Here is a 14,218-nt window from a genome sequence, read left to right as displayed (position 1 = left end):
GGACGTCAGCGCAGACGGCCGGCGCCCGCCTGGTGGTCGACGATCCCCGGCAGTGCCTTCGGGTTGTCGATCCGGGTGCGCAGGGCCGGGGTCCAGTCCCCGCCCCGCTGGAGGATCTCGTCGGGGACCTGGGTGTTGTGCACGGCGATCAGGTCGGTGAGCCTGCCGTTGACGTAGTTGTGGGACTCGGTGACCGGCGAGTCCTTCCACTTCTTGAGGATCCGGCCCGCGCCGACCCCGGGCGCCAACGTGAACGCGTTGTGTTCGGCGACGAGTTGGGACTCCATGCCGATGCCGAGGCTGTAGCCGTAGCCGGCGTTGGCCACGAAGTGGTTGTTGTAGGAGTCGACCTGCCCGAAGCGGACGCGCGGGGCCCGCTCGACGAGGTTCTCGAACAGGTTGTGATGCAGGGTCACCTTGAGGTGGCCCCGGTCGATCGCGGCGGTGGACGCGCTGTCACTGTTCCCGATGAGGATGGTCTTGTCGTGGTCCGCGAAGACGTTCCAGGAGACCGTCACGTAGTCGGCGCCCTTGACGATGTCCAGCTCGCCGTCGTGCTGCTCGAAGATCCGGCCGTAGTAGTACGGCAGGGCGCTGTTGGGGTGCTCGCCGTCGGTGAAGGTGTTGTGGTCCATCCAGACATGGGTGGAGCCGGTGATCACCGCGCTGTCGTACTCGGAGTTCCAGTTGCCGTCGGCGGTGTCGGTGGGGTCCCACTGCGGGAAGCAGTCCAGCGGGCTCTCCAGGGTGAGGTTGCGGACGATGACGTTGTCCACGTTCTTGATCTGGAGGCTGGCGCCCTTGAAGCCCGCGTCCTCGCCGACGCCGACGAGGGTGGTGTTGGCGGGGATGTTCGCCTTGATGTACTTGTCCTGGAGGGCGGCGGAGGCGCGGCGCAGGCCCTCGGGGCTGTCGTCGGGCTCGCCGTCCAGGTTCCGGTCGCGACCCCACGTCTGGGGCGCGTAGGTCTCCAGGTAGGTGTCGAAGTCGTAGCCGGGCACCTCGAAGACGGAGCAGCTCGGGCCGTCGGCGTCGATCATGCCCTTGACCTTGATGATCTTCGGCGCGCTGCCGCCGGCGGCGAGCGCGGCCTTGAAGCCGTCCCAGGTGGTGACGGTGTAGGTGTGGGCGGCGTCGGCCTGCGCGCCGCCGGTGGTGCCGGTGCCGTAGGAGCCCCAGCCGTCCTTGGCCGCGAGCACCTGGCGGGCGGTGTCGGGGGTGTGGGGCCCGGGAGTCGCGGCGGCGGTGCCGGTGACGGCGAGCACCAGGGCGGTGCAGCCCACGGCCGCTGTGATGACACGCTCATGACATTTCTGTGGGCGCACTGTACGGATCCTCTTTCAACGGGGAGCGGGACAAGTTTCAACGGGGAGCGGGACAAGAAGGGGCGCGGGGAACCGCGCGCCCAGCCACGGCCCGCGGCCCGGAACCGGCCTCAAGCCCCCGGACCGTCCGCCTTCGTTTCATCGGCCGGCGTCAGCCCTGGTTCTGCTTCCACTCGGCCTGCGCCTTGTTCAGCTGGTCGGCCAGCGTGTCCAGGAACTGCTTGGCGCTCATCTTGCCGAGCAGCACCTTCTGGAAGTTCGCCTCGTTGTCGGCCTTGGAGATGGTGTTCCAGTCGGGCAGGTAGTACGGCAACTGGACGATCTTCGTGTCGGCCCCGTTCAGCGCCTCGGCCGCCAGCTTCGTCGGCTCGGCCTGCTGGATCCAGGCGTCCGCGGCGGCGTCGACGTTGGTGGGCACCTGCCCGGCGGACTCGTTGAACTTGGAGTTCTCCGCGGCCGAGGCGGCGAACTCGATGAACTTCCAGGCGGCCGCCTTGTTCTTGCTCGCCTTGAACAGGCCGACACCGTCGACCGGGTTGGACACCTGCACCCGGGTGCCGTCGTCCAGCGTGGGGTTCGGGATGCCGCGGAACTTGTCCTTGCCGAGGGCCTTCAGGTGATCCTGGTACGAGCCCAGGTTGTGGCTCAGCATGCCGATGGTGCCGCTGTCCCACTGGGCGACCATCTTGGTGAAGTCGTTGTTGACGTCGGCGGACGGGGTGTCCTTCTTGTACAGCGCGACGTACTTCTCCAGCGCCGCCACGTTCTTCGGGTCGTTGACCGTGGTCCTGTCGCCGTCCCAGAACGAGGTGATGCCGGTCTGCCCGTACACCGCGTCCAGGGCCGGCGCGATGGAGCCCTCGCCGCCGCGGATGGTGAAGCCGAACTCGTTCTTGCCCTTGTTCGTGAGCTTGCCCGCGGCCTCGTAGAACTTGTCCCAGGTGGTCGGCGCGTCCAGGCCCGCCTTCTTGAACAGGTCGGTGCGGTACCACAGCGTGCCGTTGTTCACCGAGGTCGGCACGTGGTACAGGGTGTCGCCGCCGCCCGCCGCCTTGCTGACGCCGAGCACGTTCTCACTGAGCTTGCCGTTCAGCTCGCTCTTCGCCAGCCGGCCGTCCAGCGGCTCCAGGGCGCCCTGGGCTGCGATCTCGGCGAGCATCGCGGTGCCCACGCCGCCGACGTCCGGCAGACCGCCGCCCTGGATGGCGGTGTCGTACTTGGACTGGGCGCTCGCGGCCGGGATGCCGACATAGTTGACCTTGATGTCCGGGTACTTCTTCTCGAAGTCCGCGATGATCTGCTTCCAGATGTCGGTGCGCACGCCGCCGTTGTTGTCCCAGAAGGTGATCTCGCCCTTGCCGGAGCCCTCGGAACCCTTGCTCTTCCCGGAGGCGCTGCCGTCATCACCGCACGCGGTGGCGGTCAGCGCGAGCGCGGAACCCAGGACGACGGCCACGGCGGCACGCCTGCTTCTACGGATGTTGATCTTCAATGATCGGCTCTCTTCTTCTGGATCCAACTCGGAGGTGGAGCTTGGGGCTTGGGACTGGGGACTCGGGGACGCTTTCCGGTAAGCGCTTGCTGGAGGGGTGTGCCGCGGCGGCTCCCGGCCGAGGCGACGACGGGGCGGGTTACGGCACGGTGGGGGCGGGAGGGCTCCCGACGGACGGTTTCCTCATGACCGGGCCGCCTCGCGGGCCAGTTCCCCGGCCTCGTTCCGGCCGAGCCGGCCGTCGGCGACGACGGTGACGATCCGGCGCAGGACGGTCTCGCCGGACTCGATCGCGAGCCGCCGCTCGGCCGCCAGCGACGAGCCCACGCCCGGGTACTCCGCGGCCCGCACGAACCAGGCGTCCCGGCGGGTGGCGTCGGTGGCCCCGGCGAACACCAGCGTCCAGGTGCCGCCCACGAGCGCCACCCAGTCGGCGCGGGTGCCGTGGGCCTCCGCCTCGCCGTCCCGGTCGGCGGTGAGGACCAGCGGGGGCCGCTCCTCCTTGCGGGCCCGCCAGAAGAAGCCGCCGTACGCCGCGCCGGGGCGTCCGTTGGTGGCGGGGCTGCCGATCGACAGCGCCCGAGGGGTGACGTTGGTGAGGGCGAAGGTGAAGTCCAGGGCCCAGGCGGTGGCGGTGAGTCCGGTGGCCGCGACGGTACGGCGCTCGCGCAGCAGCTCACGGCCCGCGGCCACCCAGCGCAGCTCCTCCTCGAACCGGTCGGCCTCACGCAGGGGGAAGCCGGTGTGCCGCTGGGCGCCGTGGTTGTCCAGCTCGGTCGGGCCCCGGTCGCGTACGAAGGTGCGCCCGCCCCAGAAGTTGTGCCCCTCGACGTCGGGAACGGCGACACCGACGCCGAGGTGATGGAGGTGGTCGGCGGGGCCGAGTTCGGTGACCGCGGTACCGGCCAGGGTGGTGACGGGGTGCAGATAGGGGCGCGGGGAGCGCCGGTCGGGCAGCTCGGGCCGGGTGACGTAGCGCGCGACCGGGCGGCCCGCCACACGCAGGACCGGGGAGTCCGTCATCCGACGGCCACCTCCTTCGGCGACGCCCAGTCGACGTCCAGCTCGGAGTACAGGGAGAGGGTGTCGGCGACGGCCGCGACGAGCCCGTCGACACCGGGCACGACCCGGCGGTCCTCGTCGGCCAGGCGCCGCCAGAAGCCGGCCGGCAGCGCGCCCGGGTCCGGGGCGGTGCGGACCGCCTCGACGACCCGCATGAAGGCGCCCGTGGATACGGGTGGCACCAGCAACTCCGCCCCGGTGGTCAGATGCTCGACCAGGTTCTCCAGCAGGTCGGTGCGGCCGTACTCGAACTCCTCCGGGCCGTGGCCGGCCCGCTGCAGCAGCACCCGGTCCTGCTTGTACCAGAAGGTGATCCGGCCGCTGCTGCCGTGCACCATGACGTACGGGTCGTCGGGGCGTTCGGCGCACAGGGTCGCCGCGACGGCGGCCGGGCCGTGCGCGGTGGTGACGCGGACGCAGGAGGTGTCGTCGGCCTCGATGGCGTTGGCCCGCCACAGCTCGGTCTCGATGCCGGTGACGTCCTCGGCGCGGGTGGCGCCGAGCAGGGCGAGCGCGGTGGACACGGCGTGCGCGAGGGGGTTGGTGAGCACCCCGTCGACCACGTCGACGCCGTTCAGACGGCGCCTGCCCGCCCAGGGCGCCCGCCAGTAGTAGGCCTCGTCGCGCGCCCAGGCGCCCGCCGCGCCGACCCCGGTGACCGTCCCGATCATGCCCTTCGCGACCAGCTCCCGGATCGCGGGCATCGCGTGCGAGCCCAGCGCCTGAAAGCCGATCTGGCAGGCGACACCCGCCTCGGCGACCCCGTCGGCCATCCGGCGGAACTCCGCGTAGGAGGGGGCGGGCGGCTTCTCCAGCAGGAGGTGGACGCCCCGCGCGGCGGCGGTGAGCGCCAGGTCGGTGTGGGTCGGGATGGGCGTGCAGATCACCGCGATCCGCGCGCCGGTGGCGTCCAGCAGCGCGCCGAAGTCGGCGGACTGCGCCGGTGTGCCGAGACCGCCGGGTATCTCGTCCTCGGCCAGCGGGGTCAGCTCGCAGATGCCCACGAGCCGTACGAGGCCCTTGTCCTGGAGCCGGCGGATGTTGTCCAGGTGCCAGCGGCCGTGACCGCGGGCACCGGCGAGCACGACCGGCAGCGGCGTGATGGCGTCCGTCGGTGCGGTGGCCGCCGTCGGTGGAGTGGTGGCCGTCATCCCTTCACCGCCCCCGCACTGAAGCCGGTGATCAGCCACTTCTGGATGAAGGCGAACACGATCACCACGGGTACGGCGGCGACGATGCCGCCCGCGGCCAGCGCGCCCAGGTCGACGCTGTCCGCGCTCATCAGGGTGTTGAGGCCGACCGGGATGGTCTGCTTGCTCTGGTCGGAGAGGAACATCAGCGCGAACAGGAAGTGGTTCCAAGCGTGCACGAAGGCGAAGGAGCCGACGGCGATCAGCCCGGGCCGCAGCAGCGGCAGGACGACGATCCGGAAGGCGGAGAAGCGGTTGCAGCCGTCCACCCAGGCGGCCTCCTCCAGGGACGGGGGCACGTTCTTGATGAAGCCGCTGATCAGGATCATCGACAGCGGAAGCTGGAAGACGGTCTCGGCGATGACGACGCTGCCCAGCGAGTTGATCATCGACAGCTTGGCGAAGATCTGGAAGAGCGGGACGAGCAGCAGCGCGCCGGGCACGAACTGCGAGCAGAGCAGGGCGAGCATGAAACCGCGCTTGAGCCGGAAGTCGAACCGGGCGAGCGCGTAGCCGCCGGCCAGGGCGACGACCGTGGTGAGGACCAGGGTCGCGACGCCGACGAGCACGCTGTTCTGGAAGTAGAGGCCGAAGCTCCGCTCGGTCCACACCTTCTCGAAGTGCTCGAAGGTCATCGGCCAGGGCACGAGCGAGGTGGAGCCGGCCGGGCGCAGCGCGAACAGCAGGATCCAGTAGAAGGGGATCAGGGTGAAGAGCAGATACACGGACAGCGGCAGATAGATGTGCCAGCGCGGGACCTCGTCCCAGGCGCGGCGCCTGCCGCGCGGCCGGGAAGGCTCGGACACCACGCGCTCGGGCGCGGGCGCGATCTCGGTGATCACTTCTCACCTCCGAACTTGCTCAGCCGCAGATAGACGATCGAGCAGAAGAGCAGGATGACGAACGCCACCGTGGTCAGGGCGGAGGCGTAGCCGAAGTTGTGGGCGTCGACGCTGGTGTTGGCGATGTAGAGCGGCAGGGTGGTCGTCTCGCCGGCCGGTCCGCCGCCGGTGAGGGTGTAGAGCAGGTCGACGTTGTTGAACTCCCACACCGCGCGCAGCAGCGTGGACAGGACGATGGCGTCCTTCAGATGGGGCAGGGTGATGTGCCAGAACTGCTTGAGCCGGCTCGCCCCGTCGACCTCGGCGGCCTCGTACAGGTCCGTCGAGACGGACTGGAGGTCGGCGAGGATGAGGATGGCGAAGAAGGGCACCCCGCGCCACAGGTCGGCGACCACCGCCGCCGGGAACACGGTGGAGGTATCCGACAGCCAGCTGGTGCCGTAGGAGCCGATGCCCATGTCGGCGAGGTAACGGGTGATGCCGGTCTGGGAGTTGTACAGCAGTACCCAGATCGCGGAGGTGAGCACGCCGGAGACGGCCCACGGGGAGAACACCAGGGCCCGGCCGAGCCCGCGGCCCACGAAGGTCTGGTTGACGATCAGGGCGAGGGCGAGTCCGAAGAGCAGTTGCAGCCCGACCTCGACGACCACCCACTTGGCGCTGAAGATCAGCGTGTCCCAGAACTGGGGATCCTGGGTGAAGGCGTGGACGAAGTTGTCGAAGCCCGCGTATCCGTTCCGCCACGGCTTGGTGGGGTTGTAGTTCTGCAGGCTGTAGTAGAAGACGCTGAGCACCGGGTAGGCGATGAAGCCCAGCATGAGCAGGGCGGCCGGGGCGATCAGCAGGTACGGAAGCCTGCGCGGCGTGGCGGAGGCACGGCGCCGCCGGGGTGGCGCGGGCGGTTTCGCCACGGCTGCGGCTTGGGCCATGACTGTTCTCCTCGGAGTGGGGCAGTGCGGCAGTCCATAGGAAGCGCTTGCTATCCACACATGGGTGAAGCACTTCGGAGGAGGGGGCAGGGGTGGGGCAGTTCGTTCCGGGCGGGCCGGGCCGGCTACCCGGCGTAGGGGTCCGGCACCTTCCCCGGCCGGGCCAGGAACTCGAAGTCGCAGCCGGTGTCGGCCTGGGTGATCTGCTCGGAGTACAGGGCGCCGTAGCCGCGCTCGTAACGCGCGGGCGGCGGAGTCCACTCGGCCCTGCGGCGCTCCAACTCCTCGTCATCCACGTGGAGTCGGAGAGCGCGGGCCTCGACGTCGAGGGTGATCCGGTCGCCCGTGCGCACCAGCGCCAGCGGTCCGCCGACGTGGCTCTCGGGGGCGACGTGCAGCACGCAGGCGCCGTAACTCGTGCCGCTCATGCGGGCGTCGGAGATCCGGACCATGTCCCGCACGCCCTGCTTGAGCAGGTGATCGGGGATGGGCAGCATGCCGTACTCGGGCATTCCGGGTCCTCCCTTGGGGCCGGAGCCGCGCAGCACGAGCACGCTGTCGGCGGTGATGCCGAGCGAGGGATCGTTGATGGTGCGCTGCATGGTCCGGTAGTCGTCGAAGACGACGGCGGGCCCGGTGTGCTTGAGCAGGTGCGGCTCGGCGGCGATGTGCTTGATGACGGCGCCGTCCGGGCAGAGGTTGCCGCGCAGCACCGCCACACCGCCCTCGTCCGCGACCGGGTTGCCGCGGGGCCGGATCACGTCGTCGTCGTGCACCTGCGCACCCCCGAGCTGTTCGCGCAGGGTGTCGTACGACACCGTCGGCCGGTCCAGGTGGAGCAGGTCCGGGATGCGGGAGAGGAAGCCGGGCAGGCCGCCGGCGAAGTGGAAGTCCTCCATGAGGTACTTCTGGCCGCCGGGGCGGACGTTGGCGAGGACCGGGACGGTGCGGGCGATGCGGTCGAAGTCGTCGAGGGTGAGCCGGACGCCCGCGCGGCCCGCCATGGCGATCAGGTGGATCACGGCGTTGGTGGAGCCGCCGAGCCCGAGGACGGTGGTGACCGCGTCCTCGAACGCCTCGCGGGTCAGGATCTCGCTCAGTCTCCGGTCCGCGCGGACGAGTTCGACGATCGTCATGCCCGCCCTGGCCGCCATCCGGTCGTGCCCGGAGTCCACGGCCGGGATGCTGGAGGCGCCGGGGACGGTCACGCCGAGGGCCTCGGCGGCGGCGGTCAGGGTGGAGGCCGTGCCCATGGTCATGCAGTGGCCGGGCGAGCGGGCCAGGCCGCTCTCCAGCTCGGCCATCTCGCAGTCACCGATCAGGCCGGCCCGCTTGTCGTCCCAGTACTTCCACATGTCGGTGCCGGAGCCGAGGACCTCACCCCGCCAGTGGCCGGGCAGCATGGGCCCGGCGGGCACGAAGACGGTGGGCAGGTCGACGCTCGCGGCGCCCATCAGGAGGGCGGGGGTGGACTTGTCGCAGCCGCCCATCAGGACGGCGCCGTCGACCGGGTAGGAGCGCAGCAGCTCCTCGGTCTCCATGGCGAGCATGTTGCGGTAGAGCATCGGGGTCGGCTTCTGGAAGGTCTCGCTGAGCGTGGAGACCGGGAACTCCAGCGGGAAGCCGCCCGCCTGCCACACCCCGCGCTTGACCGCCTGGGCGCGGTCGCGCAGGTGGACGTGGCAGGGGTTGATGTCGGACCAGGTGTTGAGGATGGCGACGACCGGCTTGCCCAGGTGCTCCTCGGGCAGGTAGCCGAGCTGGCGGGTGCGGGCGCGGTGGCTGAAGGAGCGAAGGCCGTCGGTGCCGTACCACTGGTGGCTGCGCAGGTCCTCCGGGCGCCTGTCGCCCGGCCGGGCGCTCATATCGACCACCCGGCGGCGATGGCGGCGACCTCGGCGCGTTCGCTCTCCGGCAGCGGCTTGCTCGGCGGGCGCACGTCCCGGCGGCACAGGCCGAGCGCGGCGAGGGCCTCCTTGACGACGGTGACGTTGTTCGCGGACCCGTTGGCCGCGCGCAGCTCCTCGAAGCGGCGGATCCGCTCCCAGACCTTCATCGCGGCCGGGTAGTCGCCGGCCCTGAGCGCCTGGAGCATGCTGACGGAGACGGCCGGGGCGACGTTGACCAGGCCGGAGGTGAAGCCGGTGGCGCCGGCGGAGAAGTAGGAGGGGGCGTAGGGCTCGGCGAGGCCGGTGACCCACACGAACCTGTCCAGGCCCGCGTCGCGGGCGAAGGCGCCGAAGCGGCTGGCGTCCGGTACGGCGTACTTGACGCCGATGACGTTCGGGCAGGCGTCGGCGAGTTCGGCCAGGCGGGCGCCGGGCAGCTGGACGTTGCGGATGTAGGGGACGACGCCCAGCTCGGGCACGGCCTCGGCGATCGCGCGGTGGTAGTCGACCCAGCCGCCCTGGGAGACGTAGGGGTGCACGGGCTGGTGGACCATGACCATCTGCGCGCCCAGCTCGTGGGCCTGCCGGGCGGAGGCGACCGCGGTAGGCACGTCGTGGCCGACGCCGACCAGGATGTTCGCCCGGTCCCCGGTCTCCTCGACGGTCATCTCGGTGACCTGCTGCCGCTCCTCGGGGGTGAGGGCGTAGAACTCGCCGGTGTTGCCGTTGGGCGTGAGGGTCGTGATGCCGCCGTCGAGCAGACGGCGCAGCAGGGCCCGGTAGGTGACGCTGTCGACGCCGCCGTCCTCGGTGAACGGGGTCACCGGGATCGCCACCACGTCGGCCAGGGCCGCCCGCTGGGTCTCGAACGCCGTTGTCATGCCTGACCGTCCTCTCCCTGGGCCTTCGACTCCGCTGAGGGGAAGGCACGTTGCACGAACGACGCGATGTGGGCGTGGAGGGCGCGGGCCGCGCCGTCGGCGTCGCCCTCCAGGGCGAGCCGCAGGATCTCCCGGTGCTCGGTGGCCTCCCGGTCCCAGGAGGGGTCGGCGGACCAGGCGACGGCGGAGACGAGGGCGGCCTGGTCGCGGACCTCGTCGAGCATCCGGCCGAGCAGCGGGTTGCCGCAGGGCAGGTAGAGGGCGCGGTGGAACTCGCGGTTGGCGAGGGAGCGTTCGGCGGTGTCGGCGGCCTCGGCGGCCTGCTTCAGCGCGTCGCGGGCGGCGTCCAGGGAGGCGCCACGGCGCACCGAGCGCCTGAGCGCCTCGGGCTCCAGCAGCAGCCGCACGTCGTAGACCTCGCGTGCCATGTCCGCGTCCACTTCGCGCACCGTGACACCCTTGTACTGGTTCATCACGACCAGTCCGGTGCCGGCCAGGGTCTTCAGCGCCTCGCGCACCGGCGTCTTGGACACCCCGAACTGAGCGGCGAGTTCGGTCTCGACCAGGGCCTGACCGGGTGTCAGCCGCCCGGTGAGGATGCGGTGTTTGATCCCTTCCAGCACGACCTGCGTGCGGGAGGGGATCGGCGTGGGCACAGAGGTCATGCGCGCCTCTCGGATCTCGTCGATCACATCACGGCTCGGATCGCGAGCTTCTGATCTCGCGTATCGCGTCTCATATATGACGTACGAAGTACGACGCGATGAAGGTAAGAGGGGTCCGGGGTTTCGTCAATGCCTCCGACACAGGAAATCGCGCCGGGGAACGGCGGGTGCGGTGCGGGCGAACTCGGCGGTGGGTGGGGGGAGGTGAGGCGCGCCGGGTGTTCGCCTTCGCGATGGTGATTCGGCGGAGGTGCCGACGGCCGGGGGCCGGCCACGGACCGCCGAGGAGCGTGCGCACGACCTGTGGACCTGTCTCCGCGCCACGGTGACGACGCACGTGGCAGGGATGTCTCGCGCGGAGACTGGGCGCCGAGCGGCCCGAAGAAGCCCCGCGACCGCTGCGTGCGGTGGCGGGGCATGGGGGCCGGGATCACAGCGGCCGAAAGCGTGTGCCGCCGCAACTCCGGGAAGATCGGCTCGTGTTCGGACTGGTGCTTACCGGCCCTCGGCCGTTCAGGGCTTCCAGCCGGAATCGCGGCCGCTCAGGCCCACCGCCCGGTCGAGCAGCGGGGCGTCCTCGGGGACGGGGACGACGGGTCCGAACGGGCCGTTGCCGCGGTTCGGGTCGTCGGCCGCCGCGCGCAGGAAGCCGTACGACGCCCGCAGCGCGGCGGGGTCGGGCTCGTAGTCCTGGCCGGTGGCCCGGGCCAGGTCCCAGCCGTGGATCACCAGTTCGTCGGCGGCCACCGCCCCGGCGACCTGGCCCGGCAGGTCCACGCCGCCCGCGCGGGTCATGCCGGTCCAGGCAGCCGGGTCGCGCCAGACCTCGGCGAGCTCGTCGAGGGCCTTGGGCAGCTCCTCGCGCCAGCCGGGGCCGAGGTCGGGCGCGGCGGCGTCGGGGCTGGTGTCCGTCGTGGCGCCCAGGTCCTTGCGGCCTGCGTCCCGGAAGGCCACCGCCAGGCCGATCAGGTGTCCCAGCAGGTTGCGCACCGTGTAGTCCGGGCACGGTGTCACCGCGCCGAGCTGCTCCTCACGCACACCCTCGGCAAGCCGCGCCACGAGACGGGCCTGCGGACCGAGATCAAGGATCGTGTCGGTCATCGCTCCTCCACTCCTTCTCTTACGTACAGGAGGTGGACCGCAGCCGCCCCCAAAACTCATCGCCCACACGACACGGCGACCCGGCGGCCAGGGCCTACGCTGGGACCCCCGCCGGCCCACCGGCGAGGACCGCCCGCCACGAACCGCCCCAAAACGGGACCGCCGGTACTCGGCCACGCCCCGGCGGCGCGACCGACGGCTCCTGGCACAACCCGTCCGATCGGAACTCAACACCCACGCTCAGGCCTCCGGCCCCGCCGCTCGCCACCCGCCCACGCCCCCGTGACATGACCCACGACCGCCGGCGGATCGTCCGCCGGGCGGGCCCGGGTTCTACGGCACCTGACGGATCCGTGGGGTGGGGCCTTAGGGTGACGATCGGGCGGTATGACGACTGAATGGACCCTGGTTCGGGTGCTGCGGGACCGCGCGGCGGGGCTGTGTCTGGCCGCTGTGGTGGTCTCCGGTTTCGGCACGTCGGCGCTGTGGCTGGCCTCGGGAGTGTGGGTCAAGGACCTCACCGGCTCGAACGGGCTCGCCGCGCTGTGCCTGCTGGCGATGTGGGCGCCGACCCTGGCCGGCCCGGCGCTCGGCACGCTCGCCGACCGCGTCCGCCGCGGCCCTCTGCTGATCGCCGCGAACCTGCTGCTGGCGGCGCTCCTGCTCGCCCTCCTCACCGTCGACTCCCCCGGCCGTGTCTGGGTGCTGTACGGGGTGCTGTTCCTCTACGGCGCCACGGGCGTCGTGGAGGACGCGGCGCAGTCGGCGCTCGTCGCCACCACCGTCGACCCGAAGGTGCTCGGCGACTTCAACGGGCTGCGGATGACCGCCAACGAGGGCATGAAGCTGCTGGCCCCGCTGGCGGGCGCGGGCCTGTACGCGGCGTACGGCGGCCGCTGCGTGGCCCTGCTCGACGCGGCCACGTTCCTGCTCGCCGCCGGTCTGTACGCACTGCTGCGGGTCCGTGAGGACAAGCCCCGTCGGCCCGAGGGCTCCTGGCGTGCGCAGACCGCCGAGGGCGCCCGCCACCTGTGGTCCCACCCGCGGCTGCGGCCCCTGGTACTGGCCGGCGGCGCCACGATGCTGTGGACCGGGGTGAACGGCGCACTGGTCTACGCCGTCGTCGAAGGCCTCGGCCGCGCGCCCGCGTACGCCGGGGTGCTGTACGCCGTCCAGGGCGCCGGCTCGGTCGCGGTCGGCCTCGCCTCCGGGGCGGCCCTGCGCCGCCTGGGCGGCCGCCGCTTCGCGGCCTGCGGCATCGCCCTCACGGCCGTCGGCGTGGCCCTGCGCGCGATCCCGTCCGACCCGGTGGCCCTGATGTGCAGCGCGGCGATCGGCGCGGGTCTGCCCTGCGTACTGATCGCCGCGCTCACCGCGGTCCAGCGCGAGAGTCCGGCGCAGTTGCTCGGCCGTGCGACCGCCACCGCCCACACCCTGCTCTTCGTGCCCAACGTCCTCGGCCTGGCCGTGGGAGCCGCCCTGGTCGGCGCCGTCGGCCTCCCCGTGCTGCTGACCGTCCTGGGCCTGGGACTTCTGGTGGCGTCGGGGGCGCTGCTTCAGCGGCCCGCGAGCGCCGAGCGCGCCGCCGCCAAGTCGCCGTCCGACGCCAACCCGGCGTGATAGAGCCGCAGTTCCGTCGCCCCCAGCTCGCGTGCCCGGGCAATGTCCCGGCCCAGGGTGCCCGGGCTGCCGCCCATGCCGGAGACGATCGTGAAGTTGGCGGCCAGGACGGCGTCCGGACGGCCCTGTTCGGCGAACGGGGCCAGCGGGCCGGAACCGCCCGTGCAGGGGACCACCACCCCGTCCGCCACGGACAGGATGTGGGCGGGGTCGACACCGGCGTTGGCGCCGCAGTGGTAGGACACCGGGTCGGCGTGGAGAAGGACCTGGAAGCCGTCGGGGGCCGCCGCGCGGACCGCCGCGACCGCCGCCTCCTGGAGGGTGCGGGCGGTGTGGTCGCGCCATGCGCGGGTGGCGTCCGCCCTGGTCTCGCCGAGCAGTTTCACCACACCGGCCCAGCCTCCCCCAGTCTCGCCTTCGCTCGACCGGGCGGTACCCCCACCGGAGGGCGCCCCCTGCCACACCGGTTCCAGCGCGCTCCGCACGGCCCGCGCCAACTCTTCAGGTTCCAGGCCCTGTTCGACGTAGCCGGCGCGGCAGGCGGGGCAGAAGCACAGGGACATCAGGTACTGCCCGGCGTCCCCGAGACCCACCCCGGCGGTCTTGTCGTGGGCGTGCAGATGGGCGAGCCCGTACCAGCCGAGGGACTCCAGCTCGGTGCCGCGCGCCCCGGGCCGGACGGCCGCCTCGGCGGCCAGTTCGGTCAGGTACGCGCGCGTGGCGGGCTGGGCGACGCACGGCGCCCACGGGTAGCGGTCGCCGTAGGCGTTGACGACGGAGGTGCCCCGATGCTCCGCGCCCAGGCGGGAGTTGTGCGCGAGGACGACCCAGGTGTGCACCTCCAGCCCGGCCTCGGCCAGGGCCGCCGCCGCCTCGCCGTACGCGTCGCCCGGCGCCCAGTCGCCGGCCGGGTACGGGCGCAGCGTCCTGCCCTCCCAGCGGTCGTCCACCGGGTACAGCACGGCGGCGTGCTCGGCGGTGACCACGCGGTGGCGCGGGTGGCGGGGAGTCAGCGCGCGCGTGGAGTGGTAGGCCGCGGCGAGCGTCACCTGCTCCACTCCGAGGGCGGCCAGGCGGCCGGGCGCCTCGGGGTCGCCGTTGACGTCCCAGGGGTAGACGAAGGCCGAGGTCTTCACGCTTCCTCCTCGTCGAGCAGCGCGCGGCCACGCTCGATCAGCCGGGCGGGTGCACGTTTCTGGGCAATGTCCATGTTCATGAACGC

Annotated in this window: 12 protein-coding genes; 1 reads left to right on the top strand and 11 read right to left on the bottom strand. The window is 71.8% G+C overall.

The features are described from left to right. Positions 1 to 5: 5 nt before the first annotated feature. From ACWEK3_RS24225 to ACWEK3_RS24180, 10 genes are all read right to left on the bottom strand, one after another. On the bottom strand, positions 6 to 1,325 hold the full coding sequence (locus tag ACWEK3_RS24225) for a pectate lyase family protein (RefSeq protein WP_453250584.1): 1,320 nt from the start codon (positions 1,323 to 1,325) through the stop codon (positions 6 to 8). Positions 1,326 to 1,476: 151 nt separating this feature from the next. Further along, positions 1,477 to 2,817, bottom strand: coding sequence for an ABC transporter substrate-binding protein (locus ACWEK3_RS24220; protein ID WP_453250583.1), 1,341 nt, complete (start codon positions 2,815 to 2,817; stop codon positions 1,477 to 1,479). Between the two features lie 183 nt (positions 2,818 to 3,000). Then, the gene (locus tag ACWEK3_RS24215) at positions 3,001 to 3,840 is read right to left on the bottom strand and encodes a DUF6807 domain-containing protein (RefSeq protein WP_450541641.1); all 840 of its coding nucleotides are present in this window, start codon (positions 3,838 to 3,840) and stop codon (positions 3,001 to 3,003) included. Then, positions 3,837 to 5,030, bottom strand: a complete 1,194-nt coding sequence (locus ACWEK3_RS24210; RefSeq protein WP_453250582.1) for a Gfo/Idh/MocA family protein — start codon at positions 5,028 to 5,030, stop codon at positions 3,837 to 3,839. The genes ACWEK3_RS24215 and ACWEK3_RS24210 overlap by 4 nt, the downstream gene beginning before the upstream one ends. Then, positions 5,027 to 5,911, bottom strand: a complete 885-nt coding sequence (locus ACWEK3_RS24205; RefSeq protein ID WP_376651371.1) for a carbohydrate ABC transporter permease — start codon at positions 5,909 to 5,911, stop codon at positions 5,027 to 5,029. The genes ACWEK3_RS24210 and ACWEK3_RS24205 overlap by 4 nt, the downstream gene beginning before the upstream one ends. Continuing rightward, positions 5,908 to 6,840, bottom strand: coding sequence for a carbohydrate ABC transporter permease (locus ACWEK3_RS24200; RefSeq protein ID WP_365420892.1), 933 nt, complete (start codon positions 6,838 to 6,840; stop codon positions 5,908 to 5,910). Before ACWEK3_RS24200 ends, ACWEK3_RS24205 begins: the two co-directional genes overlap by 4 nt. A gap of 125 nt (positions 6,841 to 6,965) precedes the next feature. Next, a complete protein-coding gene (gene araD, locus ACWEK3_RS24195) occupies positions 6,966 to 8,705 on the bottom strand; it encodes an L-arabinonate dehydratase (protein WP_450541636.1) in 1,740 nt (579 codons plus the stop codon). Further along, positions 8,702 to 9,610, bottom strand: coding sequence for a dihydrodipicolinate synthase family protein (locus tag ACWEK3_RS24190; protein WP_453250581.1), 909 nt, complete (start codon positions 9,608 to 9,610; stop codon positions 8,702 to 8,704). The genes araD and ACWEK3_RS24190 overlap by 4 nt, the downstream gene beginning before the upstream one ends. Next, positions 9,607 to 10,275 (bottom strand): GntR family transcriptional regulator, encoded by a 669-nt coding sequence (locus ACWEK3_RS24185; protein WP_390874210.1) that lies wholly within the window; start codon positions 10,273 to 10,275, stop codon positions 9,607 to 9,609. The genes ACWEK3_RS24190 and ACWEK3_RS24185 overlap by 4 nt, the downstream gene beginning before the upstream one ends. 513 nt (positions 10,276 to 10,788) lie before the next feature. Continuing rightward, positions 10,789 to 11,376: a TIGR03086 family metal-binding protein gene (locus ACWEK3_RS24180; protein ID WP_450541630.1), complete on the bottom strand. Its 588-nt coding sequence runs from the start codon at positions 11,374 to 11,376 to the stop codon at positions 10,789 to 10,791. A 387-nt stretch (positions 11,377 to 11,763) separates the two neighbouring features. Between ACWEK3_RS24180 and ACWEK3_RS24175 the strand changes: the two genes are divergently transcribed. Then, positions 11,764 to 12,996: an MFS transporter gene (locus tag ACWEK3_RS24175; RefSeq protein WP_450541628.1), complete on the top strand. Its 1,233-nt coding sequence runs from the start codon at positions 11,764 to 11,766 to the stop codon at positions 12,994 to 12,996. Here ACWEK3_RS24175 and ACWEK3_RS24170 read toward each other — a convergent pair. After that, complete coding sequence (locus tag ACWEK3_RS24170) at positions 12,933 to 14,132, bottom strand: hypothetical protein (protein WP_453250580.1); 1,200 nt, start codon at positions 14,130 to 14,132, stop codon at positions 12,933 to 12,935. The two genes, ACWEK3_RS24175 and ACWEK3_RS24170, sit on opposite strands and share 64 nt — an antisense overlap. Positions 14,133 to 14,218: the final 86 nt, after the last annotated feature.

Source organism: Streptomyces sp. NPDC004721 (assembly GCF_053601495.1).
This window is presented reverse-complemented; position numbering and strand designations above follow the sequence as displayed.